Consider the following 23,195-nt stretch of genomic DNA (forward strand, 5'->3'; position numbering starts at 1 on the left):
GAGAATTATTTGTAAAATTCGCGGCGTCGCCATCTTCGCTGTCCGATCGGTTCATGTCCCGCTCTCCTCCGCCCCGCACCGGCTGGCTCGCCTACTATGACGAGCTGGTTGGGGTATGGAGCCGGCGGGTCGGCAACAGGCATGACGCGGAGGACGCGGCGCACGATGCCATCGAACGCCTGCTGAAGGCGGACGCCAGCGTCGCGTTGAAGGCGCGCAGCTACTTGTTCCAGGCTGCCGGGCATCGCTTGATCGACCGCTGGCGCCGCCAGGAACGGACCGAGCATGTGCCGCTGGACCTGCTGGACGAAGCCGACCAGCCTGCCTGGACCGACCCGGAATCCCCGGTGCGCGCGTCGCGCCTGGCCGATGACCTGGCCCAAGTCCTGGCAGAATTGCCGCCCAAGTGCCGTGAAGCCTTCGTCCTGAATCGCATCGAAGGCTGGACGCAGGCCGAGGTGGCTCAGCATATGGGCCTGTCCAAGAACATGATCGAACGCTACGTCATGCGGGCGATCGAATTCGTGCGCGACCGCATGCGTGAACACAATCCATGACGATGCCTTCCCCCCATGACCCCAGCGAGCAGCGCGAGGCGGATACTGCGGCGCAGTGGTTCGCCCGCTGGCATTCGGGCGAACTGACGCGCCGCCAGCGACGCGACTTTGCCCGGTGGCGGCGCGACCACTCCGAGGCCGCGCGCGAATTCGACCGCATGCAGCAGTTGGGGCGGGCGGCTGCCGGACTGTCCCGCGATCAAGTCCGGACGCTGCTCGGAGGGGAGGTCCCGCCGCGACCCAGGCCGCAGCGCCAGGGCCGTCTTGCGCTGCGCTTTGCCGCGGGCTGTGCGGCCTTGGGCGCAGCCGCGCTGGTGGCTTGGTGGAGCCTGCCGGCAGAGGTGCCGGCGTACACCGCAACGCTCAGCGCGGAACGCGGCGAACGCCGCCAGGTGACGCTGCCTGATGGTTCCATGCTGGAGATCAATGGCGCCACGCGCGCCGACGTAAGGCTTTATGCGGAACGGCGGGAAGTGGCGCTGGACCGTGGCGAGATCCTGTTCACCGTTAGTGCCGATGCGGCCCGTCCATTCATCGTGCGGGCCGGCAGCGGCGTGGTCCGCGTGACCGGCACGGTCTTCGATGTGCGGCGCGATGAAGAGCAGGTGGCGGTGCTGGTGGCGTCCGGCACGGTGGAGGTGTCGGGCGGCCGCTGGTGGAACATGGGCCATGCCGTGCTGCGAGGGGGGGACGGCATCCGTGTGCCGGGCAGCGGCGCGATCGGCGTGCCTGCGCCCGCCGATGTCCAGAGCGCGATCGCCTGGCGCGAAGGGCGGGTGGTGTACAAGAACGCGCCGCTGGCCGAGGTGGTGCGGGATATGAACCGCTACTTGTCCACGCCATTGCGGCTGGCGGACGACAAGGTGGGGCGCTTGAGGGTGTCGGCGTCATTCAGCCTGGATCGCCCTGAAGCCCTGGTCGACGCCTTGCCGGCGGTGGCGCCTGTAAAGCTGACGCCGGGACCGGACGGCGCCCTCGACATCAGCGCCAGGTAGGTCCTGCGCCACAGTTACAAAATAAATGAGAATGGGATTCAGGTTTATCTTGGGCTGATTCGTTCTACGAAGGAAGGCGGCAGCCGCCGCGTTTCCATTTCGGGAAACGTTCCCCGTATCGTCGAACAGAACAGCAGGTACTTGTGACTATTCCAGCAGCCCGGCATTTCCCCGTGGCCACGCGTTTCGCGTGCGCGTCTCCCCGTTTCATGCTTTCTTCCTTGGTGTTGGCCTTGAGCCTGGTGGCGGCGGGTGCGCCCGCGAGCGCGTGGGCCCAGGCGCCTGCCGTGTCGATCGATATCGCGGCACAGCCGCTGGGAGATGCCTTGATGCAATGGGCGGCGCAAACCAAGGTGCGTGTCTTCTACGCGCCCGAGGTGGTGGCCGGAGTCAGCAGCAAGGGCCTGCGCGGCAGGCTGGATCCGGAGGAGGCGTTGCGCAGCCTGCTGCAGGGTTCGGGCGTGACCTACCGATGGCAGGGCGACAGCATCATCCTGTCGCGCGATGGCGGCGTGGCCAGCCTGGCGCCGGTCACGGTGCTGGGCAGCATGGATCCGGCGGTGACCGAAGGCACCGGTTCCTATACGACGCCGGCTTCGGCCGCAGCCACCGGGCTGACCCTGTCCTTGCGCGAAACCCCGCAGTCCGTCAGCGTCGTGACGCGTCAGCGCATCGATGACCAGAACCTGCGCTCGCTGGACGAGGTGATGGGCAATGTGGTCGGCGTGCAGGTGGTCAGCGAAGATACCGATCGCACCGATTTCTGGTCGCGCGGCTTCTACATCGACAGCCTGCAGTACGATGGCGTACCCACCACCATCGGCCTGTCGATGTATGGCGAATCCGACAATGATTCGTTCATCTACGACCGCATCGAAGTCGTGCGCGGCGCCACCGGGCTGATGACCGGTGCGGGCAACCCGGGCGCCTCTATCAACCTGGTGCGCAAACATGCCAACAGCCGCGAATTCACCGGGATGGTCAGCGCCGGCGCGGGTTCGTGGAATCAATACCGGGGCACGGTGGACATGTCCACGCCCTTGAACCAGGAAGGCACCGTGCGCGCGCGCATGGTGGCGCTGTATCAGGGGCGCGATTCCTATATCGACCTTTATCATGCGAACAAGAAGGTGTTCTACGGTGTCATCGATGCCGATCTGACGCCATCGACCCGGCTGAGCGTGGGGGCGGATTATCAGGACAAGCGTCCGCGCGGATCCACCTGGGGCAGCCTGCCCGTGGTGTTCAGCGACGGCACGCCGACCGACTGGCGGCGTTCCAAGACCACGGCGGCGGATTGGACCTATTGGCACACGACCAACCAGACGGTGTTCGCCACGCTGGAGCATCGCTTCGCCAACGATTGGGAAGTCAAGGCCGACTGGTCGCAGCGTAAAAGCAAGTACGACGCCAAGCTCCTGTACCTGTACGGCGATCTGGATCAGGCAACGGGAACTGGCCTGGCGGCACTGCCGGGGTACTGGAATTCCTACGCGCAACAAACCTCGCTGGACTTGCAGGCCACGGGGCCGTTCAGCCTGCTTGGCCGCAAGCATGAACTGGTGGTGGGCGCCATGCGCAGCCGCTACGGCGAGGACTTCTACCGTTATGGTTTCGACCGCGCTTCGCTGGCGGACACCGGCAACTTCTACGAGTGGGACGGATCGTACGCGCAGCCGACCTGGACCGAGGCCAGCCTGCGCGATACGGTCACGCACCAGCGCGGCGTCTATGCCGCGGCGCGGTGGTCGTTGACCGACAACCTGACCGCCATAACCGGCGGCCGCTACGCGACCTGGGAATCGAAGTCGCCCACGCGCGATCAAAAGGACTCCCAGTTCATTCCATACGCTGGCCTGGTGGTCGACCTGAACGACACCTACTCTGCCTACGCCAGCTATACCGACATCTTCCAGCCGCAGGACAATCGCGACAGCAGCGGCAACTATCTGGACCCGGTGCAGGGTCAGAACTACGAGGTGGGCCTGAAGGGCGAATACCTGGACGGCAGGTTGAATGCGTCCGTTGCGCTGTTCAAGGTCAAGCAAAGCAAGGTGGCGGTGCTGGACGGCGACAAGCTGGTGCCGGGCACGCCGGATCAAGCCTACACGACCGCCGATGGCGTCACCACCAAGGGCATCGAGCTGGAAGTGAGCGGACAACTGGCGCAGGGCTGGAATGCCTATGCCGGCGGCACCTACTACACCAGCCGCGACGCGCAGGGCGTATCGGTCAATCCCGAGCGTCCGCGCGCGGTGGCCAGGTTGTTTACGACTTACCGACTGCCGGGGGAATGGAGCCGTCTGACGGTGGGCGGCGGCGTCAACTGGCAACTGTCGAGCTATTCCGAAGTCAGCGCTGGCGACAACATGGTCACGGTCAAGCAGAAGGCCTACGCGATCTACAACCTGATGGCGCGCTACGACTTCAATTCACGCCTTTCCGCGCAGATGAACCTGAACAATCTGTTCGACAAGAAGTACTACCTGGGCGGCGTCGGCAACCAGGTCTATTACGGCGAACCCAGAAGCGTGTTCGTCAACCTGACTGCCAAGTTCTGATTGTGCAGCGCGCGCCGGGGCGGGCCCGGCGCGGCTTGCGGCGTGCCGCCGCGGGCTTCCAGCCATGGTTCTTGTAAAGAGGCCGAAGATAATTATAATTGCGAATCATTTTCATTAAGTGGGAACGTCTGGCCGCGACGCCCGGGCGCACCATCATGCCATCCTCTACCTTCGCTCCTCGCGCCGAGGTGCAATCGGTCTATCAGGCTCACCATCAATGGTTGCGCAGCGTGCTGCAACGCAAGCTGGGCAATGTGTCCGACGCGGCCGACGTGGCGCACGACACGTTTGAACGGCTGATCCGCGCCGACCTTCGCGAACCGCTGAACGAACCGCGCGCCTATCTGCGCACCATCGCCACGCGCCTGCTGATCGGCCGAGCCAGGCGGGCCGCGCTGGAAGCGGCCTATGCCGAATCGGTGGCGTTGCAGCCGGTGGCGGTGGAGCCCTCGGTCGAAGCGCGCGCCCTGATCCTGGAAGCCTTGGAACAGGTTTGCGAACTGCTCGACAGCCTGCCCATGAACAGCCGCCGGATCTTCCTGATGGCGCAGGTGGACGGCATGTCCTATGCCGAAATCGGCGAGCGGCTGGGCCTGACGCCCAACGCCGTGCAGAAGTCCCTGGCCCGCGCGCTGGTGCATTGCTACACGGCCGTCTACGGTTGAGGCCGGGCCGGATGGAAAACGCCAAGCTGCTGCGGCCGCATGCGCCGGAAGCGGGAACCGTCGATCCCAAGATCGTTCGCCAGGCCGCCGATTGGTGGTCGCGGCTGCGCGAGGACGCGACCGACGAAGACCGCAGGCGTTTTGAAAACTGGCGCCTTGCGCAGCCCGCGCACGAGCTGGCCTGGCAACGGCTGAACGCCTTGACGCGCGATGTGGCGGCGGGCGTGGCCGGAGCCGGCGGCGAGGTGGCCGCGCGCACGCTGCGGCAAGCGCCGTTGATCCAGTCGCGCCGCAACGCCATCCGCTGGATGGTGTCGGCGGCCGGCCTGGGCCTGGGCGGCTGGGCCGTGAGCCAAAGCGGCGCCGCGCGTGCGCTGTCGGCAGATATGCGGACCGGCACCGGCGAGCGGCGCGCAGTGAGGCTGCCGGACGGCACGCTGCTGGAACTGAACACCGCCAGCGCGGTGGATCTGCGCTACACGGCGAGCCGGCGCGAACTTGTCCTGCTGGAAGGCGAGATCCAGGTGACTACCGGGCGCGATCCGCTGGGCCGGCCTTTCACGGTGCGCACGCGTGCCGGCATGCTGACGCCGGTGGGCACGCGTTTCGTGGTGCGCGGTCTGGAAGATGGCCGCATCCGGGTGGCGGTGCTGGAAGGCGCGGTGGACGTGCGCGGCCTGGATCCGAACGACTTGCCGCGGCGGGTGCCGGCCGGCGCGCAGGCGGAGTTCTCGGCTGCTGGCGGCTTTGCCGCCGGGCCTCTGGAAGCGGCTAGCTCGGCGTGGCTGGACGGAATGCTGATCGCCGACGAGATGCCGCTATCGGACTTTCTGCGCGAACTGGGACGTTATCGTCCGGGCCGCTTGAGCTGTTCGGGCGAGGCGGCCGGCCTGCGCGTAGTGGGGGCGTTTCCGCTGGCGGACAGCGACCAGGTGCTGGCCATGCTGCAGGAAGTCCTGCCGGTGCGCGTGCGCCGCTATACCCGCTACTGGGTCACGGTGGGACTGGCGTGATTCGTGCGCGGCCGGACTATTGTGTAACAGCGGCGGCGGATATCCCGATCTCGCGCTTCATGTAAAGAATGCAGCCGGTCTTCAGGCTGCGCCGATTCTTCATGAGCCAGGGAACCCATTCATGTCTTCTCGTCTAGTCCGCGCCGCGGCCCTCGTCCGCCTTCCCTTGCCGCGCACGGCCTTGAGCGCCGCGCTGCGCTGCGCCCTGCCTGGCGTGATGGCCGTCGCCTTGTGGCCGGCGGCCGCGTTTGCCCAGGCGCCGGCGTCCGGACAGCGCGTCGTTGCCTTCAGTATCGAAGCAGGCCCGCTAGGCGCGGCGCTGGGCGCGTTCGGCGTGCAGGCCGGCGTCATGGTGGCGTCCGATCCCGCGTTGACGGCGGGCGCGGCGACGGGGGGCGTGACGGGTTCCTATGCTGTCCACACGGCGCTGCAGCGCCTGCTGGCAGGTACCGGGCTGGAAGCCGTGGCGCGCCCCGAGGGCGGCTATCGCCTGCGACAAGCGGCGGCGGCGGGGGCGGCCGCGACCTTGGCGCCGGTCACGGTGACGGGCAGCTACGCCACCACCACGGATGGCACGGGCTCCTACACTTCGCCGGCCGTCACCATCGGCAAGACGGCGCAGGCCTTGAAAGACATTCCGCAATCCATCACCGTGCTGACCCGGCAGCGCATGGACGATCAGGACATGGTCAGCCTGCCGGACGCGGTGAACAACACCACCGGCATGGTGGGCGTGCAGGGCGTGGGTCCCGGGGTGGCGATCAACGCCCGCGGCTTCCCCGTGGACCTGCTGCAATACGATGGCGTGTCCTTGCTGCGGAACAGCTACAGCCTGGGCAACTGGGAGCAGGACTCGCTGGTGTTCTATGACCGCGTGGAAATCCTGCGCGGCGCCGCCGGCCTGCTGCAGGGGGCGGGCAGCCCGGGCGGCGCGATCAACCTGGTGCGCAAGCGCGGCGGGGCGGAGCCTGCGGTGGTGGTGACAGCCAAGGCCGGCTCCTGGGATCACTACGGCCTGCAGTTGGACGCGGGCAGTCCCTTGAACGAATCGGGCACCTTGCGCGGCCGCGTGGTGCTGGATGAAGACCAGAGCCATTCCTACATCGACTATGTGTGGGAAAAGACGCGCAACCTGTACGCCGCGCTGGACTATGACATCAGCGATGACACCACGGTAGGCATCGGGATCAGCAACCGCTACAGCCGCTCGCGGCCGATGTTCGTGGGTTATCCCCGCTACGCGGACGGAGGCGATATCGACCTGCCGCGTTCGACCTTCACGGGTTCGACCTGGAACCGCGCGAAGAACGACCAGACCATTTTTTACGCCGACCTGGCGCATCGCTTCAACGACGCATGGCGCTTCAAGATGGTCGGCGTCGCCATGAATGAAAAGAACACGACCGTGCATCAGCGCGTCGCGGATTCCGTGCAGCCGGATGGCAGCGGACTGTCCTATGGCGATTTCGGCGTGGACTTCCACAGCAAGCAGCGCGGGCTGGACATGTCGGTCAGCGGCGACTTCACCGCCCTGGGGATGAAGCAAGAGGTCGTGGTCGGCGCCAACTATTCCAAGCTGACCACGCAGGACCGGTTCACGCGCGTCTGGCAGGACGGCGGCAATATCTTCGATATCGACCACCATCGTCCGTGGCAGGACATCGACACCATCGCCCAGGCCAGCGGCTATGACTCGCGCAGCGCCTACGACATCCGCCAGAAGGGCATTTACGGCACCTGGCGCGTCAAGCCCACTGAATCCCTGGCGCTGATTGGCGGCGGGCGCGTCGGCTGGTACGACTACACCTACAGCGGCGGCGGCAGCACCACCACGTCCAGCACCTCGGGACGTTTCATCCCTTACGCCGGCCTGGTGTATTCGCTGAGGGACAACTGGTCAGCCTATGCCAGCTACACGACGGTGTTCGAACCGCAGACCGAGCGCAGCGTAGCGGGCAGCCTGCTCAAGCCCATCGAGGGCAACAACTACGAAATCGGCGTCAAGGGCGAACTCGCGGAGGGCCGCGTCAATACGCTGCTGGCGCTGTTCCGCTACGACCACAAGAACCGCGCGGTCAACGACTACGACGCTGGCTTTGCGTGCGATGGCTGGTATTGCTCGCGCGCGGCGGGCAAGGTGCGCAGTCAGGGCCTGGAGGCCGAGGTCTCGGGCGAAGTGGTCAAGGGCCTGGAGCTGTACGCCGGCTATACCTACAACACCACCAAGTATCTGGACGACCCCGACAACCAGGGCAAGGTCTTCAATACCTGGACGCCCAAGCACATGCTGCGCCTGTGGGCCAACTACAGGCTGCCGGGTTCCTTGAACCGCCTGAGCGTGGGCGCCGGCGTCAACACGCAGACGCATACGATCAGTTCGGACCGCAAGTTCACCATGGCCGGATTCTCGATCTGGAATGCGCGGCTGGGTTATCAGGCCACGCCGGAACTGAGCATCGGGCTGAACCTCAACAATGTGTTCGACAAGAAGTACTACGTGCCTTCGTACAACACGCTCAGCAGCAACAATTACTACGGCGAGCCCCGCAACGTGATGCTGACGCTGCGCTACGCGCCCAAGCTGTAGGCGGGCATGGCGCCCGGGGTGGGCGAGGCGGGGCGCGTACATACGATAGAATATGAATGGTTCCTATTTACATTCTATTGCCAGGTGCGCCTTGCCCACGCCCGATTCCCCGCCCGCCGATCCCGTCGCGAAGCTCTATCGTGACCATCACGGCTGGCTGTCGGTCTGGCTGCGCAAGAAGTTGGGCAATTCCTTCGACGCGGCGGACCTGGCCCACGATACCTTCGTGCGCTTGATGGCCGGGCGGCGCCGGACGGAAGCAGGCGCCGAGCCGCGCGCGCTGCTGACCCATATCGCGAAGGGCTTGGTGGTGGACCACTGGCGCCGCCGCGCGCTGGAAGAGGCTTATCTGGCCGCCGTCGCGCAACTGCCCGAGCAGGAAGCGCCTTCGCCGGAGGCCCGCGCCTTGATCCTGGAGACCCTGGGCGCCATCGACGCCGCGCTGCGCAAGCTGTCCGCCAAAACCCGCGAGATCTTCCTGCTGTCGCAATTCGAGGGCATGGGCTATGACGCGATCGCGCAGGGCCTGGGCGTGTCGCTATCCACCGTCAAGCGGCATATGCAGGCGGCGCTGACCGCTTGCCTGATCGCCAGTCAGACCGACCTGTGATCGATCCCGCCATCCTGAAGGAAGCGGCCGGCTGGCTGGTGCGCTTTCAATCCGAGACCTTGTCGCCATCGGACCGCGAAGCGTTCGAGCGCTGGCGCGCACGCAGCGCTGCGCATGCCGCCGCCTGGCAGCGGGCCGAGGACATGTTGCGCGGCTTCGGGCAGGTCCCGCCGAGGATCGCCGGAGATACCTTGCGGCGGCTGGATCGTCCGGGACGCCGGCAGGCGCTGCGGGCGCTGGCCGGCCTGCTGGTGCTGGGGCCTGCGGCCTGGCTGGGCGGACGCGAGCTGCCCTGGCGGGAATGGAGCGCGGATGCGCGCACCGCGACCGGCGAGCAGCGCCGCATGGAACTGGCCGACGGCACGCAGCTGGTGCTCAACACCGCCAGCGCGGTGGACATCGACTACACCGCGCAACAGCGCACGCTATGGCTGCGGGCAGGCGAAATCCTGCTGACCACGGGCCGCGATGCGCCGCAGCTGCAGCGGCCCTTTGTGGTCCAGACCGCGCAGGGAGCAATCCGCGCGCTGGGCACGCGCTTCATGGTGCGCGACGAAGGGAGCGTTGTGCGCGTGGCGGTGTTCGAGGGAGCGGTGGAGATCCGGCCCATGTCGGCAGGAGGCAGCGCCACGGTGCTGCCGGCCGGACAGCAGACCGTCTTCAATGGCCGCGAAGTTCAGCCCCAGGCGGCGGTGGATGCGACGGCGGCGTCCTGGGAGCAGGGCATGCTGGCCGCGCGCAACTGGCGGCTGGCGGACCTGGTGGATGAACTGGGGCGGTATCGGCGGGGCGTGCTGCGCTGCGATCCGGCGGTGGCGGGGTTGCGGGTGTCGGGGGCTTTTCCCTTGAACGACATCGATGCCAGCTTGCGGCTGCTGGAAAAAACCCTGCCCGTGAGGGTGAGCCGGATCACGCCGTACTGGACGACGGTTGCTCCGCGCGCCGGCGTTACAAACTAATCGCGAATGGGCTGACACTTTTTTCTGCTTCGTCCGGTGTACCGGGTGAACCGCCGCGTACCGCGCGCCACCCCGACCCTTACGAAGGATAGCTTCATGGTTTCCCGCAACTCCCGTTCGCCACGCCCGGCTCGTGGAACAACCGTTTTGCCGCCCCTGGCGGCGGTGGCCCGGGCCGTCGGCATGGGACTGGCGCTGTTGGCCGCGGCGGGGGCGGCGGCGCCTGCCACGGCCGCCGAAGCCGTCAGCGTCGCGGCGCGTAAATCCTACGCGATTCCGGCGGGACCCCTGGGCGACGCGCTGGCTCAGTTCGCCGCCGCCGCAGGGGTGCCGCTGTCGTTCGATCCGGCGCTGGTGTCGGGGCTGCGCAGCAACGGGCTGGACGGCGCCTATACCGTGAAGGAAGGCTTCTCCCGTTTGCTGTCGGGGTCGGGCTATGCCTTGTCGGAGCAGGGCGGCGGCGCCTATTCCCTGCGCAAGCTGCCTTCGGGGCAGGATGAATCGGCGACCGTGCTGCCGACGGTCACCGTCGCCGGCGCCAGCGCGGCCCCGTTCGCCTTGCCAGCCGAATACGAGGGCGGCCAGGTAGCCAGGGGCGGACGTCTGGGCCTGCTGGGCAATCGCGACGTGATGGACACGCCGTTCAACGTCACCAGCTACACCTCGGAGCTGCTGGCAAACCGCCAGGCGGTAACCTTGGCCGACGCGCTGAACGTTGAACCTTCGGTGCGCTTTACGGGGCAGATCGGCGGCGTGACCGACTCGTTCTACATCCGCGGCTTTCCCATCGGCGAAGGCAATCTGGGCGAGATCGCCTTTGACGGGGTCTACGGCGTGGCGCCCAACTATCACGTCTTCACCGATTACATCGAACGGGTCGAAGTGCTGAAAGGGCCGGCGGCGCTGCTGTACGGCATGTCGCCCAATAGCGGCGTGGGCGGGGTGATCAACATGGTGCCCAAGCGGGCGCTGCCGGAGGACCTGAGCCGCGTGTCCGCCGACTATGTGGGCGATTCGCAATTCGGCGCGCGCGCGGACCTGAGCCGTCGCTTCGGCAAGGATGGCGAATGGGGCGTGCGCATCAACGGCATGCACCGCCAGGGCGATACGCCGCTGGACAACCTGTATTCGCGCACCGACATCGGCGCCTTGTCGCTGGACTACCAGGGCGAACGGCTGCGCGCCTCGCTAGACCTGCTGACGCAGAATGAGAAGATCGACGCGCCCACGCGGCCTTTCCTGGTGGCCACCGGCATAGACGTGCCGCATGCGGCGGACGGACGACGCAACGCCACCCAGCCCTGGGGCTGGTGGAAGTCCGATGGCCAATCGGCGCTGCTGCGGGTGGAGTACGACATCAGCGACCGCCTGACGGTCTTTGCCGACGCAGGCGGCTCGGACACCAATGTTTCGCGCCTGTCGGACCAGACGCCCACCATCGTCAACGCGGCCGGCGACACGGTGGTCACGCCGAACAACTTCCGGTTCGAAGTCAACCGCAGCACCTACAACGCGGGGCTGCGCGCCAAGCTGGACACGGGGCCGGTGCGCCACGCCATCAGCTTCATGGGCAGCCTGTACAGCGACCGGAACAAGCAGGCCAGCGTGATGGGCACGCCGCTCACGTCCAACATCTATCATCCGATCACGCGCCCGGAGCAATACATTCCCGCTCCGGCCTATGTGCCAAAGATTTCGTCATCGGATCTTTCCGGCCTGGCGCTGGCCGATACGCTCAGCATCCTGGACGAGCGCGCGCAGCTGACCTTGGGTGTGCGCCAGCAGCGCATCGAATCGCGCAACTTCAACGCCACAACCGGCGCGCGCACCGTCAGCTATGACGAGAGCGCGACCACGCCGCTGGCGGGCATCGTGGTCAAGCCCTGGAGCAATGTCTCGCTGTACGCCAACTACATCGAAGGCCTGAGCAAGGGCGATGTGGCGCCTGCCACCGCGTCCAACGCGGGCCAGGTGTTCAAGCCCTACAAGGCCAGGCAAAAAGAGGTGGGAGTGAAGGTGGACCTGGACGGCGCCATGCTGACCCTGAGCGCCTTCGAGATCACCAAGCCCAGCGGCCAGCTGACCAACGGCGTGTACGGCGCCGATAGCGAGCAGCGCAACCGCGGCCTGGAACTGAACCTGGCCGGCGAACCATGGCGCGGCCTGCGCCTGCTGGGCGGGGTGACCTTGCTGGACGCGGAACTGACGCGCGCCGGCAATAGCGCCGTGGTGGGCAACCGGCCCGTGGGCGTACCCAAGGTGTCGCTCAACCTGGGCGCGGAATGGGATACGCCATGGGTCGCGGGCCTGACCTTGACCGGCAGCATGATGCACACCGGCAGCGAGTACATCAATCAGGCCAACACGCAGTCGGTGCCTTCGTGGACCACGTTCGATCTGGGCGCGCGTTACGCCACCAAGGTCTACGGCAAGGACATCACGCTGCGGGCGAATGTGGTCAACGTCTTCAACCGCGCTTATTGGTCGGGCGTGGCGTCGTACGGCACGATTTCCCAGGGCGTGCCGCGCACGCTGATGCTGTCGGCGTCGATGGACTTCTGAGCGGAACTTGCCGGCCTAGGACGCCAGGATGCCGCTGATGCGGGCCAGGTTGTCCAGCGTGCTGCGCAGATGGCTGGCCAGTTCCGCTGCGGCCTCTTCATTGCGTTCGCGTTCCAGCAGATCCAGGATGGCCAGGTGCTGGTCGCAATGCTGCCGGTAGCGGCTGCGGTCCTGCATGGAGCGGTAGGACAGCAGCCGGCGCACGCGGTTGACGCGCTTGATGGTGTCGATGAAGAAGGGATTGCCCGAGGCTTCCACCAGCGATTCATGAAAGCGCACGCCGCGCTCATGCAACTGGTCCGCGGTGTCGGTGGCGATGCCACCGTCCAGCAGGTGCTTTTCGGCGGCGCGGCAGCGCGCCAGCACTTGTTTATCGATGCGAAAACCCGGTTCCAGCAGCGCCGCCGGCTCCAGCGCCAGGCGCAGGCGGTAGGACTGCAGCAGGCTGTCGGGCGTGGTCATCATGGATGAAAATTCCCAGCCATAGCCCGGTCTGCGCTCGGCCCAGCCTTCCTGCGCGATGCGGCCCAGCAGGGCCTGCATCTGCGCCGCCGTCAGGCCATAGCGCGCGCGCAGCAGCGCCTCGCTGCACTGCATGGGCAGCGCGCCGCGCAGCAGCTCGTCGGCCAGCTTGAAGTAGCTGTGCGTGACGATGTCGTCCACGGAGGGCGGCGCCAGATCCTCATGCGCTTGCGCCAGCGTCGCGTGATCCTGCGCCAGAAAATAGCCGCGGTTGGGCTTGCGCGAAACGACGCCGCGTTGCTCCAGGATGTCCAGCGCGTCGTTGACGGGCGAGCGCGACAGTCGCAGCCGGTCGGCGAGCTTCTGCGCGGTCAGGTGCGCACCCGCGGGCAGGCGGTCTTCCTGGATCAAGGCCAGGATTTTCGCGGCGGTATTGGTTTGGGCGCTCATGCGTGGCGGGCGGCGGAATGGATGGTGTCCGAGAGGATAGCGGGAATGACGCCGCCCATGCGCAGCAGCCTGACTTCCAGCCGGGTCTCGACCGCTGCCGTGGCCTGTAGCGTTTCGACGGCGCCGCCGGCGCGCAGGATGCGCACCGCCACGGCCATGCGCGGCGCCAGTGCGGCGGCCTGGGCGTCGATCTCGATCCGGTCGCCGGGCCGGACCCGCAGCGTGGCCGGCGTGACGCCCGCAGGCAGGCGCAAGGGCAGGATGCCCATGCCTATCAGGTTGGAGCGATGGATGCGTTCGAAGCTGACCGCCAGCACCGCGCGGATGCCCAACAGCCGCTGGCCCTTGGCGGCCCAGTCGCGTGAGGAGCCCGTGCCGTAGCGTTCGCCCGCCACCAGGACCACGGGTTGGCCGGCCCGGGCGTAGCGGCCAGCGGCCTCCCAGATCGGCTCCACCCGGCCGCTGGGCGCGTGCAGCGTGTGGCCCACCGGCGCGCCGGGGCAAAGCAGATTGACCAGGCTCTTGCTGTAGAAGGCCGCGCGCAGCATCACCTGCCAGTTGCCGCGCCGCGAGGCGAACACGTTCAGGTCGTTGCGGTCGTCGCCGCGCTCGACCAGGAAGTCGGCGATCGGGCTGTCCGGCGGTATGGCGCTGGCGGGCGACAGATGATCGGTGGTCACATCGTCGCCCAGCACCAGCAGCGGATGCGCCGTGTAGCGGCCCAGTTGGCCGGCCTCGTCGACGCTGGCGAAGGGCGGGCGGCGCAGGGCGGTGGAGGCAGGGTCCCAGGGAAAACGCGCCGAGTCCGGCGATTGCAGGGCCTGCCATGCCGGGTTGGCGCTGGCGATCTGGAAGGCGTGGCGGTAATCAGCCGGTTGCTGGCCGGCGGCCAGCGCGGCGTCGATGTCGGCGTCATCGGGCCAAAGTTCGCGCAGATGGATGGCGCGGCCATCGGGTCCAGTTTGTACGGGTTCGCGGCTCAGGTCGCGTTCGGCATCGCCGGCCAACGCGAACGCGATGACTAGCGCTGGCGACATCAGGAAGCCCAGGTCCAGGTCCGGATGGATGCGGCCGGCGAAGTTGCGGTTGCCGGACAGCACCGCCACGGGATGGACCGAGCCGGCCGCCATGGCCTCGCGCACGGCTTCAGGCAGGGGGCCGGAATTGCCGATGCAGGTAGTACAGCCGTAACCCACGATGTCGAAGCCCACGGCGGCCAGATCGTCCAGCAGCCCGGCGCGCGCGAGGTATGCGGCGGCCGCGGGCGAACCCGGGGCCAGCGAGGTCTTCACCCAGGCGGGCACGCGCAGGCCGGCTTGGCGCGCCTTGCGGGCCAGCAGGCCGGCGGCGGTCAACAGGCGTGGATCGGAGGTGTTGGTGCAGCTCGTGATGGCGGCGATCGCGATGGCGTGGCGGGGCAGGCCGCCAGCGGCGGCCGAGGGCGTGAAGGCCAGTTCCGCCAGGATCGCCCTGGTGTGGCCGTAGGGATGCAGGTCTTGCGGCCGCCTGGGGCCCGCCACATGCATCTGCACGCGGTCCAGCGCGATATCGACGACGCGGGTGTAGCGCGGCTCGGCGGCGGGGTCGTAGCCGATGCCGGTGTGTTCGGCGTAGGCCTGGACCTGCGCGATCAGCGCTTCGGGCCGGCCTGTCTGGCGCAGGTAGGCCAGCGTTTGCGTATCTATCGGGAAGTAGCCCGTGGTAGCGCCGTACTCGGGCGCCATGTTGGCGACCACGCAGCGGCTGCCGGCCGGCAGCGTGGCCACGCCCGGCCCGTAGAACTCGACGAATTCCCCGGATACCCCGATTGCGCGCAGGCGCTGGGTTACGGTCAGCGCCAGGTCGGTGGCGCTGACTCCCGGCGCCAGCGCGCCGCTCAGGCGCACGCCGATGACATCGGGAATGCGCAGCAGGGTGGGCAGGCCGAACATCACGGTCTGCGCTTCCAGGCCGCCCACGCCCCAACCCAGCACGCCGATGCCGTTGACCATGGGCGTGTGGCTGTCGGTGCCTATCATCATGTCCGGATGCAGGGCGATGGCGTCGCCGTCTTCCCGCGCGCAGACCACGGTAGCCAACTGCTCCAGGTTGATGGTGTGCATGATGCCCGTGCCTGGCGGATGGATGCGCACGTTGGACAGGGCCTTGGAGGCCCAGCGCAGGAAGCGGTAGCGCTCGGCGTTGCGGCGCAGTTCCAGGTCCAGGTTCAACGACGCCGCATCGGCGCGCGCATAGGACTGCACCGCCAGCGAATGATCGACCGACACGTCCACGGGCAGCACGGGATTCAGCGTGGAAGGATCCACGCCGGCTTCGGCCAGGGCATCTCGCATAGCGGCGATGTCCACCAGCGCCGGGGTGCTGGTGGTGTCGTGCATCAGCACGCGCCCGGGCTGGAAGGCGATCTCGGCCTCGCTGGTGCCGTGCTCTAGCCATTCGAACAGCGCCGCGGTAGCGGCGTCACGTTCCGTGCCTTGCATGTTGCGCAGCGCATTCTCCAGCAGCAGCCGCAGCACCACCGGCAGGCGAAAGTACTCGGCGCCGTACATGCCGGGCAGGTCCAGGCAGGTATGGCTGGCGCCGTTCAGGGTGAAGCGGGCATGGCGGGGCGTGGCGGTGATGGTGTCCATGGCCGCCATTTTGCATATTGAATTGCCAAAATGCAATTAAAGAGAATGGGGGACGATTTGACCCGATGTCCCCGGAGAGGCTGGCGCCCCAGGGCCAGGGCTAGCGCATGACGGCGTCCAGCGCGCTCAGGGCAGGCGGGATCATGGCCAGGAGACGGGCCCGGCCGACGCCGTCCCGCGCTTGCACCGACAGGCCGTGCAGCACCACGGCGTAGTAGTCGCCCAAGGCCTGTACATCGGTGCCGGGCTTGAGTTCGCCCGCCTGCAATGCGGCCTCGAGGCGGTCGATGATGGACTGCGTGCGCGCCTTGCGATGGCTGGTGAGCCATGCCATGACGGCTTCGTTTTCAGCGGCGTAATTGGTGGCGGCCGACACCACCATGCAGCCTTGCGGACGGCCGCGTCGGGTGTAGGTGCCTACCGCGTCGGCCAGCAGTTTGGCGATGGCGTCGCGCACGCCTTCGGTGTCTTCCAGCGCCTTCTCGGCGAAGGCGCCGTCGCCTGCCTCGTAGCGCGCCACGGCTTCGCGGAACAAGTCCTGCTTGGAACCGAAGGCGGCGTAGAGGCGCGCCGAAGCCAGTCCCGTTGCCGCCACCAGGTCCGCCATCGACGTGCCCTCGTAGCCTTGCTTCCAGAACGCAAGCATCGCTTGCTGAAGCGCCAGATCGCGGTCGAATTCTCTGGGTCTGCCTGCCATGACGGTCTCGTTGAAATGAACTGAGGCGCAGTGTAACGCCGCGCCTGCGCGGCTATGTGCGCGGAGCCGGCGCTTGCAGTCGCACCTGTTTATCGTCTATTCTTTGTCGTTCAACAAACAATTAGGTTTAAAAAATCATGCAAACGATCAAAGGTCCCAGCCTGCACCTGGCCCAGTTCAGCGACGCCGTCGCTCCCTTCAACAGCCTGCCCGCCATCGCCGAATGGGCGGCGGGCGTGGGTTTCAAGGCCCTGCAGATTCCGGCCTGGGACCAACGCTTCTTCGACGCCGCGACGGCGGCCGCCAGCCAGGACTATTGCGATGAGATCAAGGGCACGCTGGCCGAGCATGGCCTGGTGGTCAGCGAACTGACCAGCCACATCTATGGCCAGTCGCTGGCGGTGCATCCCGCCTACGACGCCATGGTCGACAACTTCGCGCCGCCCGAGGCTCGCGGCAATCCGCAAGCCCGGACGGCTTGGGCGCGGCAAGGCCTGCTGGACACGGCGCGCGCATCGCGCAGGTTGGGGCTGACCGAGATGGGCACGTTCTCGGGTTCGCTGGCCTGGCCCTACCTGTTCCCGTTTCCGCAGCGTCCCGAAGGCTTGATCGAAGCGGCCTTCGATGAACTCGCCAAGCGCTGGCTGCCGGTCCTGGACGAGTGCGAAGAGCAGGGCGTGAACCTGTGCTTCGAGATCCATCCCAGCGAAGACCTGCACGACGGCATTTCGTTCGAGATGTTCCGTGAGCGCGTGGGCGGCCATGCGCGTTGCGCCATCCTGTTCGACCCCAGCCACTTCGTGCTGCAGCAGCTGAACTACCTGGAGTACCTGGACATCTACAAGGATCACATCCGCATGTTCCATGTGAAGGATGCGGAGTTCAATCCTACCGGCCGGCAAGGCATCTATGGCGGATACCAGTCCTGGATCAACCGGGCCGGACGCTTCCGCTCGCTGGGCGACGGGCAGGTGGACTTCAAGGCGATCTTCTCGAAGCTGGCGCAGTACGACTACCAGGGCTGGGCCACGCTGGAATGGGAGTGCTGCCTGAAGGACCAGGAGACCGGCGCGCGCGAAGGCGTGGAGTTCATCAACCGCCACATCATCCCGGTCACGTCCAAGGTGTTCGACGACTTCGCTGGCGCCGCCATCGACAAGCAACAGATCAACGCCCTGCTGGGCATCGCATGAGCGGCCTTGCGCCGGATCGGACAGCAACAATGACACACCAGAATTCTTCCTTCGACGCCTTCGCGCACCAGTACGTCCTGGTCGACGGGCACCGCATTCACTGCGCCACGGCGGGCGCGGGTACGCCGGTGCTGCTGATTCCGGGCTGGCCCCAGACCTGGTACACGTGGCGTCACGTCATGGCGGCGCTGGCGCAGGCAGGCTACATGGCGATTGCGGTGGATCCGCCCGGGACAGGCGATTCCGACCGTCCTGCATCCGGCTATGACACCGGCGCGATCGCCGCCACGCTGCACCAGCTGATGGCGCAGCTGGGCCACGCGCGCTACCAGGTGGTGGGCCACGACATCGGCATGTGGGTGGCTTACGCGCTGGCCAGCGATTTTCCGCAGGCGGTGAGCCGCTTGGCCCTGACTGAGGCCGTCATCCCGGGACTGGCGCCGGCGCCCACCATCTTCGCGCCGCCGCAGGAGAACATCTTCCTGTGGCACTTCATGTTCAATCAGTTGCACGATCTGCCCGAGACGCTGATCGCGGGCAGGGAGAAGGCCTATCTGACCTTCATGTTCGACAAGTGGTCGCATCGCCGCGACCGGGTCGCGGCCGAGGTCTACATCGACGCTTACGCTGCGCCTGGCGGGCTGCGCGGCGGATTCGCCTACTACCGCGCCATCCCGGAGACCATCCGGCAGAACACGCTGCGCGCCAAGCGCATGCTGGAAATGCCTACGCTGGCCATCGGCGCCGAGCATGCGACCCGCGATGCGCCGTTGGTCACCATGCGCGGGAATGCCAGGAACTTGCAGGGGGCGATCATTGCGGATTGCGGCCACTTCGTCACCGAGGAATGCCACGAAGCCTTCCTGGAGCACTTGCTGCCGTTCCTGTCGCCGGAGGGGTGAGCGCGGCGGCGCTTCGACCTGGACGCGGGGAGGCTTGCAGTATGCTTACCCGCTTCATGGACCTTCCCGATGTTGCCGCAATGACTGATTTCCCTTTCGATGCCGTGTTGTTCGACTGCGATGGCGTTCTGGTCGATTCCGAACCCATCACCAGCCGCGTGCTGACCGAGATGCTCAATGAATTGGGCTGGGGCATTACGCATGCGGAAACCATGCAGATCTTCACGGGCAAAGCCGTCAGGGACGAACTGCCGTTGATCGAGTCCCGCACGGGCGCCAAGATCACCCCCGACTGGTTCGACCAGTTCCGCCTGCGCCGCAATGCCGCGCTGGACCGGGATCTGCTCGAAATTCCGGGCGCGCCGGATGCGGTGCGGGCCCTGCATGCGGCCTTGGACGGCCGCATTGCCGTGGCCTCGGGCGCGGACCGCCGCAAGGTGGAGTTGCAACTGGCCAAGGTCGGCATTGCCGATTGCTTTCGCGAACGCGTCTTCAGCGGCCACGAAATGCCGCGCAGCAAGCCCTATCCGGACGTGTACCTGGCGGCCGCTCAGGCGCTGGGCGTGGACCCCAGGCGCTGCGCCATCGTGGAAGACACGGTGACTGGCGCCACCGCCGGAGTGGCCGCCGGCGCCACCGTGTTCGGCTACAGCCCGGACGCCAACGGCCATAGCGGCGCCGAGGCCTTGCGCGATGTGGGCGTGGCCCACGTGTTCACCGACATGGCCGCACTGCCCGGGCTGCTGGCGGCTTGGCGCCAGGCCGCCTAATCCGGCCTGCGCGCGCGCCGGACGGGCTTCAGCGCGCGTACTGTTCGCCGCCGTCCAGGTCTATCACCGTGCCGCTCAGGTAGCCGGCGCGCGGCGAGGCGCCGAACACGATCATGTCGGCCACTTCGCCGGGTTCCATCAGGCGTCCGAAGGGCAGGTCCGACAAGGTTTCCTGCCAGCGGCTTTCGTCGCCCCAGCGCGCCTGGGCGCGCTGTTTGGCCAGCGTCAGCACCCGGTCGGTGCGGGTGCGCGAGGGGTTCACGCCGAATACGCGCACACCGTGGCGCGGCGCGTCCCCGCCCAGGGCGCGGGTGAAGGCGATGAGCGAGGCATTGCCCGCCGCGCCGCAGATGTAGTCGGCGCGCGGCGCCGAGCCCGCCATGCCGATGATGTTGGCGATGACGCCCGCGCCGGCTTCGCGCATGCGTGGGTAGTAGTGGCGGGCCAGATCGATATAGCCGTGGACTTTCAGTTCCCAGCCGGCGCGCCAGCGTTCGTCCTGAACCTGGTCGAGGGCGCCGCCCGGCACCGCGCCGGCATTGTTCACCAGGATGTCGATATCGCCTGCTTCCTGGCTCAGGCGTTGCGCCGCGCCGGGTAGGGCCAGGTCCAGCGTGACGGCGCGAGCCTGCTTGCCGGTCTGCTCGCGTATGGCCTCGACCGCCGCGCGCAGCGCAGCGTCGTCGCGCGCCACCAGTACCGGTTCGGCGCCTTCGCGGGCGAAGGCCAGCGCGCAAGCCAGGCCTATACCCTTGGATGCGCCCGTGATGAGCACGCGTTTACCGTCTAGCTGCAAATCCATGTAACCCTCCGGTCAGTTCCATCCGCGACCCAGCGCGGCGTCTGCTCGGTTGTAAACCAGTTGTGCCCACATGTGCCAGTGCGTGCGGCGCATGGCGGCGGTCGGGCGGCGCCTGCTATGCTGGTCCGACCATTTCCCACGAGGGGGCGGCGATGACGGAAATCTGGCTGGAAATCTGGTCCACCGTGCGCAGTGAGTTCGCCGACATCCCCGATGTGGGCGAGGCGACCCGCATCGTGCTGCGCCTGAGCGTGGCGATGCTGCTGGGCGGCCTGCTGGGCTATGAGCGCGAGCGCAGCGGCAAGGACGCAGGCCTGCGCACCCACATGCTGGTGGCGCTGGGGGCGGCGATCTTCGTGCTGGTGCCGTTGCAGGGCGGCATGCAGGTCGGCGACCTGAGCCGGGTGCTGCAAGGCGTGATCGCCGGCATCGGCTTCCTGGGCGCGGGCGCCATCATCAAGCTCAGCGGCGAACGCGAGATCCGCGGGCTGACCACCGCGGCCGGCATCTGGATGACGGCCGCGATCGGCGCGGCGGCGGGCATGGGGCGCGAGGCCACCGCCGTGGTCAGCACGCTAATGGCCCTGTTCGTGCTGGCGGTGCTGCGCCGGGTCGAGGCGCGCATCGCCGCCCGGCAGGAGCACGGCGTCATTTCCACCGACGCCAAGTAGCGTCGGAGCTGGCGCCTCAGCTGCCGCCGGACACCTCGATGAAGGAGCCGCTGGTGTAGCCGGCCTCGTCCGAGAACAACCACATGACGGCGCCCGCCACTTCTTCCACGGTGCCGCCGCGGCGCAGCGGAATTGCGCTCTTCAGGCGGTCCACGCGGCCGGGTTCGCCGCCGCTGGCGTGCATGTCGGTGTAGATGGTGCCGGGACGCACGCTATTGACGCGGATGCCTTCGGGCGCGACTTCCTTGGACAGGCCTATGGTCATGCTGTCCATGGCGCCCTTGGACGCGGCATAGTCCACGTATTCATTGGGCGAACCCAGGCGGGCAGCCGCGGACGAGACATTGACGATGGCGCCGCCTGGGCCGCCGTGGCGCGTCGACATGCGGCGCACCGCCTCGCGGGCGCACAGGAAGGCGCCGATCACATTGGTGGACAGGACGCGCAGCAGGCGATCGGCGCTCATCTGGTCCACGCGCATCTGCTGTTCCAGGATGCCGGCGTTGTTGACCAGCGCGTCGATGCGGCCCAGCTTCCGATCCAGTTCGTCGTACATGCGCAGCACCTGGTCCTCTTGCGAGACATCGGCCTGCAGGGCGACGGCGCGGCCGCCGCCTTGCACGATTTCCTCGACCACCGCTTGCGCGGCATCGGCGTTGGCGTGGTAGTTGACGCCTACCGCGTAGCCGCGGCGGGCGGCCAGCTTGGCGACGGCGGCGCCGATGCCGCGGCCGCCGCCGGTGACGAGCATGATTCTGGACATGGCTTACTCCTTGTGGGCTTTCACCTTAGCAGATGGCGGCCGGCTCAGATCCAGACGTCGTTGGGGGCGCTGCGCTGACCGCCCTGGTCGCCGGTATTGCGCACGCCGCGCGGCTCGATCAGCAGCATTTTGACTTCTTCGCGGGCACAGGGCTTGTGCTCCACGCCCTTGGGGACCACGGCCATTTCGCCGGGGCCCAGGTCGATATGGCCGTCGCGTAGCTCGATGCGCAGGCGGCCTTCGATGACGATGAAGGTCTCGTCGGTGTCGGCATGGCTGTGCCACACGAACTCGCCCTGGATCTTCACCAGCTTGAACTGGTAGTCGTTCATTTCGGCGACGACCTTGGGCATCCAGTGTTCGGAAAACAGCGCCAGTTTGTCGGCGAAGTTGACGGGGCGGATATCGGACATGGCGCGACCTTCATGGAGGGTTGAACAAACCCCAGGATAGAAGGCCGCGCGGGCGGCGTCTTGTACGATCGAGCAGCTTTGCGGAGCCGGAGGCCTAGCGGCTCAGCATGCGGCGCCAGCGGTCGGGGGCCATGCCGTAGGTCTGGACGTGGCGGTGCGTCAGGTGGCTCTGGTCGGTGAAGCCCGACGCGGCGGCCGCTTGCGCCAGCGGCATGCCCGCGGCGATCAGGCGTCGGGCCTGAGCTAGGCGGCGCAGCATCACGTAGCGGTACGGGCTGGTGCCGAACAGTGCGCGGAAGTCGCGCGACAGGCTCCAGCGGTCCGTGGCCGCGGCGCTGGCCAACTGTTCCAGGGTGATGGACTGTTCGAGCGAGGCGTGGATGTACTGGCGCGCGCGCTCGGCGGCGGCGTAGTCGGCGCTGCGGCGTCCCGGCTTGGCGCCGGCCGCGGCGCACAGGGCATGGCTCAGCTCGTACAACGCATCGTCTTCCTGCAGCGGGTCGATGGGCTCATGCGTGTCTTGCAGCAGGCTGGCGCTGGCCGCGTACAGCCGCGGATCCGCCGAGATGCCGCCCGGGATGAATGGCAGCGGCCGTCCGCCCAGGATTTGCTGGATGAGTGCCGGCTCCACGTAGATCATGCGGTAATGGAAACCGGCCTCGGTGCCGGCCTGGCCGTCGTGGACTTCGTCCGGATGCAGCACGATGGTGCCGCCGGGCAGGCTGTGCCGCAGCCCGCGGCGGTAATGGAAACTCTGCACGCCGGACAGGGTGCGGCCGATGGCATAGGTATCGTGGCGGTGCATGCCGTAGCCATGGCCACCGAAGTAGGCCTCGATGCGCTCCAACTGGCCCGAGGGCGCGGCGCGCAGTATCCAGTCCTGCTTGGGCGTGGCGGGCGGCATGGGGAACTCTTTTTGAATACGTGCTGCGG

The 23,195-nt window shown here is 67.2% G+C and carries 20 protein-coding genes; 13 read left to right on the forward strand and 7 right to left on the reverse strand.

What is annotated here, in order from left to right; all coding sequences use genetic code 11:
- Window positions 1-53 precede the first annotated feature (53 nt).
- The 9 genes from AC6LKD_RS19130 to AC6LKD_RS19170 all read left to right on the forward strand — a co-directional run bounded on the left by AC6LKD_RS19130 (window position 54) and on the right by AC6LKD_RS19170 (window position 12,509).
- A complete protein-coding gene (locus AC6LKD_RS19130) occupies window positions 54-557 on the forward strand; it encodes an RNA polymerase sigma factor (protein WP_013395938.1) in 504 nt (167 codons plus the stop codon).
- A complete protein-coding gene (locus tag AC6LKD_RS19135) occupies window positions 554-1,552 on the forward strand; it encodes a FecR family protein (RefSeq protein WP_498117118.1) in 999 nt (332 codons plus the stop codon). Before AC6LKD_RS19130 ends, AC6LKD_RS19135 begins: the two co-directional genes overlap by 4 nt.
- A 209-nt stretch (window positions 1,553-1,761) precedes the next feature.
- On the forward strand, window positions 1,762-4,113 hold the full coding sequence (fhuE, locus tag AC6LKD_RS19140) for a ferric-rhodotorulic acid/ferric-coprogen receptor FhuE (protein ID WP_498117119.1): 2,352 nt from the start codon (window positions 1,762-1,764) through the stop codon (window positions 4,111-4,113).
- Between the two features lie 155 nt (window positions 4,114-4,268).
- A complete protein-coding gene (locus tag AC6LKD_RS19145; RefSeq protein WP_013395935.1) occupies window positions 4,269-4,778 on the forward strand; it encodes a sigma-70 family RNA polymerase sigma factor in 510 nt (169 codons plus the stop codon).
- 11 nt (window positions 4,779-4,789) lie between these two features.
- Entirely contained in the window at window positions 4,790-5,791 is a 1,002-nt protein-coding gene (locus AC6LKD_RS19150) for a FecR domain-containing protein (RefSeq protein WP_498117120.1), read from the forward strand.
- A 121-nt stretch (window positions 5,792-5,912) separates the two neighbouring features.
- Window positions 5,913-8,378 carry a TonB-dependent siderophore receptor gene (locus AC6LKD_RS19155; RefSeq protein WP_498117121.1) on the forward strand — a complete coding sequence of 822 codons (2,466 nt, stop codon included), beginning with the start codon at window positions 5,913-5,915 and terminating at the stop codon, window positions 8,376-8,378.
- Window positions 8,379-8,469: 91 nt separating this feature from the next.
- Window positions 8,470-8,988 (forward strand): sigma-70 family RNA polymerase sigma factor, encoded by a 519-nt coding sequence (locus tag AC6LKD_RS19160; protein ID WP_041654293.1) that lies wholly within the window; start codon window positions 8,470-8,472, stop codon window positions 8,986-8,988.
- A complete protein-coding gene (locus AC6LKD_RS19165) occupies window positions 8,985-9,947 on the forward strand; it encodes a FecR domain-containing protein (RefSeq protein WP_498117122.1) in 963 nt (320 codons plus the stop codon). Before AC6LKD_RS19160 ends, AC6LKD_RS19165 begins: the two co-directional genes overlap by 4 nt.
- A 96-nt stretch (window positions 9,948-10,043) precedes the next feature.
- Entirely contained in the window at window positions 10,044-12,509 is a 2,466-nt protein-coding gene (locus tag AC6LKD_RS19170; protein ID WP_498117123.1) for a TonB-dependent siderophore receptor, read from the forward strand.
- Window positions 12,510-12,524: 15 nt separating this feature from the next.
- On the opposite strand, the gene AC6LKD_RS19175 is transcribed toward AC6LKD_RS19170, so the two are convergent.
- From AC6LKD_RS19175 to AC6LKD_RS19185, 3 genes are all read right to left on the reverse strand, one after another.
- Window positions 12,525-13,421 (reverse strand): GntR family transcriptional regulator, encoded by an 897-nt coding sequence (locus tag AC6LKD_RS19175; RefSeq protein ID WP_498117124.1) that lies wholly within the window; start codon window positions 13,419-13,421, stop codon window positions 12,525-12,527.
- Window positions 13,418-16,051 (reverse strand): aconitate hydratase AcnA, encoded by a 2,634-nt coding sequence (acnA, locus tag AC6LKD_RS19180; protein ID WP_498117125.1) that lies wholly within the window; start codon window positions 16,049-16,051, stop codon window positions 13,418-13,420. The genes AC6LKD_RS19175 and acnA overlap by 4 nt, the downstream gene beginning before the upstream one ends.
- A 100-nt stretch (window positions 16,052-16,151) precedes the next feature.
- Window positions 16,152-16,748: a TetR/AcrR family transcriptional regulator gene (locus AC6LKD_RS19185; RefSeq protein ID WP_013395927.1), complete on the reverse strand. Its 597-nt coding sequence runs from the start codon at window positions 16,746-16,748 to the stop codon at window positions 16,152-16,154.
- 137 nt (window positions 16,749-16,885) lie between these two features.
- Between AC6LKD_RS19185 and AC6LKD_RS19190 the strand changes: the two genes are divergently transcribed.
- The 3 genes from AC6LKD_RS19190 (at window position 16,886) to AC6LKD_RS19200 (ending at window position 19,613) form a co-directional block, all read left to right on the forward strand.
- Complete coding sequence (locus AC6LKD_RS19190) at window positions 16,886-17,941, forward strand: sugar phosphate isomerase/epimerase family protein (RefSeq protein WP_498117126.1); 1,056 nt, start codon at window positions 16,886-16,888, stop codon at window positions 17,939-17,941.
- 29 nt (window positions 17,942-17,970) lie between these two features.
- On the forward strand, window positions 17,971-18,843 hold the full coding sequence (locus tag AC6LKD_RS19195; RefSeq protein ID WP_013395925.1) for an alpha/beta fold hydrolase: 873 nt from the start codon (window positions 17,971-17,973) through the stop codon (window positions 18,841-18,843).
- A gap of 80 nt (window positions 18,844-18,923) precedes the next feature.
- A complete protein-coding gene (locus tag AC6LKD_RS19200) occupies window positions 18,924-19,613 on the forward strand; it encodes an HAD family hydrolase (RefSeq protein WP_498117127.1) in 690 nt (229 codons plus the stop codon).
- Between the two features lie 28 nt (window positions 19,614-19,641).
- Here AC6LKD_RS19200 and AC6LKD_RS19205 read toward each other — a convergent pair whose 3' ends face one another.
- Window positions 19,642-20,415: an SDR family oxidoreductase gene (locus AC6LKD_RS19205; protein WP_498117128.1), complete on the reverse strand. Its 774-nt coding sequence runs from the start codon at window positions 20,413-20,415 to the stop codon at window positions 19,642-19,644.
- 152 nt (window positions 20,416-20,567) lie between these two features.
- Between AC6LKD_RS19205 and AC6LKD_RS19210 the strand changes: the two genes are divergently transcribed.
- The gene (locus AC6LKD_RS19210) at window positions 20,568-21,086 is read left to right on the forward strand and encodes an MgtC/SapB family protein (RefSeq protein ID WP_013395922.1); all 519 of its coding nucleotides are present in this window, start codon (window positions 20,568-20,570) and stop codon (window positions 21,084-21,086) included.
- Between the two features lie 16 nt (window positions 21,087-21,102).
- Here AC6LKD_RS19210 and AC6LKD_RS19215 read toward each other — a convergent pair whose 3' ends face one another.
- From AC6LKD_RS19215 to AC6LKD_RS19225, 3 genes are all read right to left on the reverse strand, one after another.
- Window positions 21,103-21,849: an SDR family oxidoreductase gene (locus AC6LKD_RS19215; protein WP_498117129.1), complete on the reverse strand. Its 747-nt coding sequence runs from the start codon at window positions 21,847-21,849 to the stop codon at window positions 21,103-21,105.
- Between the two features lie 44 nt (window positions 21,850-21,893).
- Window positions 21,894-22,262 carry a cupin domain-containing protein gene (locus AC6LKD_RS19220; protein ID WP_498117130.1) on the reverse strand — a complete coding sequence of 123 codons (369 nt, stop codon included), beginning with the start codon at window positions 22,260-22,262 and terminating at the stop codon, window positions 21,894-21,896.
- A gap of 94 nt (window positions 22,263-22,356) precedes the next feature.
- Complete coding sequence (locus AC6LKD_RS19225; RefSeq protein WP_013395919.1) at window positions 22,357-23,166, reverse strand: AraC family transcriptional regulator; 810 nt, start codon at window positions 23,164-23,166, stop codon at window positions 22,357-22,359.
- Between the last annotated feature and the right edge of the window lie 29 nt (window positions 23,167-23,195).

The sequence above is a fragment of the Achromobacter sp. D7-1 genome (assembly GCF_059760445.1).

Coding starts and splice junctions, on each gene's coding strand:
- AC6LKD_RS19135 (WP_498117118.1), top strand. CDS start 554: ATGACGATGCCTTCCCCCCATGACCCCAGCGAGCAGCGCGAGGCGGAT.
- AC6LKD_RS19175 (WP_498117124.1), bottom strand. CDS start 13,421: ATGAGCGCCCAAACCAATACCGCCGCGAAAATCCTGGCCTTGATCCAG.
- AC6LKD_RS19190 (WP_498117126.1), top strand. CDS start 16,886: ATGCAAACGATCAAAGGTCCCAGCCTGCACCTGGCCCAGTTCAGCGAC.
- AC6LKD_RS19185 (WP_013395927.1), bottom strand. CDS start 16,748: ATGGCAGGCAGACCCAGAGAATTCGACCGCGATCTGGCGCTTCAGCAA.
- AC6LKD_RS19145 (WP_013395935.1), top strand. CDS start 4,269: ATGCCATCCTCTACCTTCGCTCCTCGCGCCGAGGTGCAATCGGTCTAT.
- AC6LKD_RS19130 (WP_013395938.1), top strand. CDS start 54: ATGTCCCGCTCTCCTCCGCCCCGCACCGGCTGGCTCGCCTACTATGAC.
- AC6LKD_RS19150 (WP_498117120.1), top strand. CDS start 4,790: ATGGAAAACGCCAAGCTGCTGCGGCCGCATGCGCCGGAAGCGGGAACC.
- AC6LKD_RS19215 (WP_498117129.1), bottom strand. CDS start 21,849: ATGTCCAGAATCATGCTCGTCACCGGCGGCGGCCGCGGCATCGGCGCC.
- AC6LKD_RS19155 (WP_498117121.1), top strand. CDS start 5,913: ATGTCTTCTCGTCTAGTCCGCGCCGCGGCCCTCGTCCGCCTTCCCTTG.
- AC6LKD_RS19210 (WP_013395922.1), top strand. CDS start 20,568: ATGACGGAAATCTGGCTGGAAATCTGGTCCACCGTGCGCAGTGAGTTC.
- AC6LKD_RS19200 (WP_498117127.1), top strand. CDS start 18,924: ATGACTGATTTCCCTTTCGATGCCGTGTTGTTCGACTGCGATGGCGTT.
- acnA (WP_498117125.1), bottom strand. CDS start 16,051: ATGGACACCATCACCGCCACGCCCCGCCATGCCCGCTTCACCCTGAAC.
- AC6LKD_RS19225 (WP_013395919.1), bottom strand. CDS start 23,166: ATGCCGCCCGCCACGCCCAAGCAGGACTGGATACTGCGCGCCGCGCCC.
- AC6LKD_RS19205 (WP_498117128.1), bottom strand. CDS start 20,415: ATGGATTTGCAGCTAGACGGTAAACGCGTGCTCATCACGGGCGCATCC.
- AC6LKD_RS19220 (WP_498117130.1), bottom strand. CDS start 22,262: ATGTCCGATATCCGCCCCGTCAACTTCGCCGACAAACTGGCGCTGTTT.
- AC6LKD_RS19170 (WP_498117123.1), top strand. CDS start 10,044: ATGGTTTCCCGCAACTCCCGTTCGCCACGCCCGGCTCGTGGAACAACC.
- AC6LKD_RS19195 (WP_013395925.1), top strand. CDS start 17,971: ATGACACACCAGAATTCTTCCTTCGACGCCTTCGCGCACCAGTACGTC.
- fhuE (WP_498117119.1), top strand. CDS start 1,762: ATGCTTTCTTCCTTGGTGTTGGCCTTGAGCCTGGTGGCGGCGGGTGCG.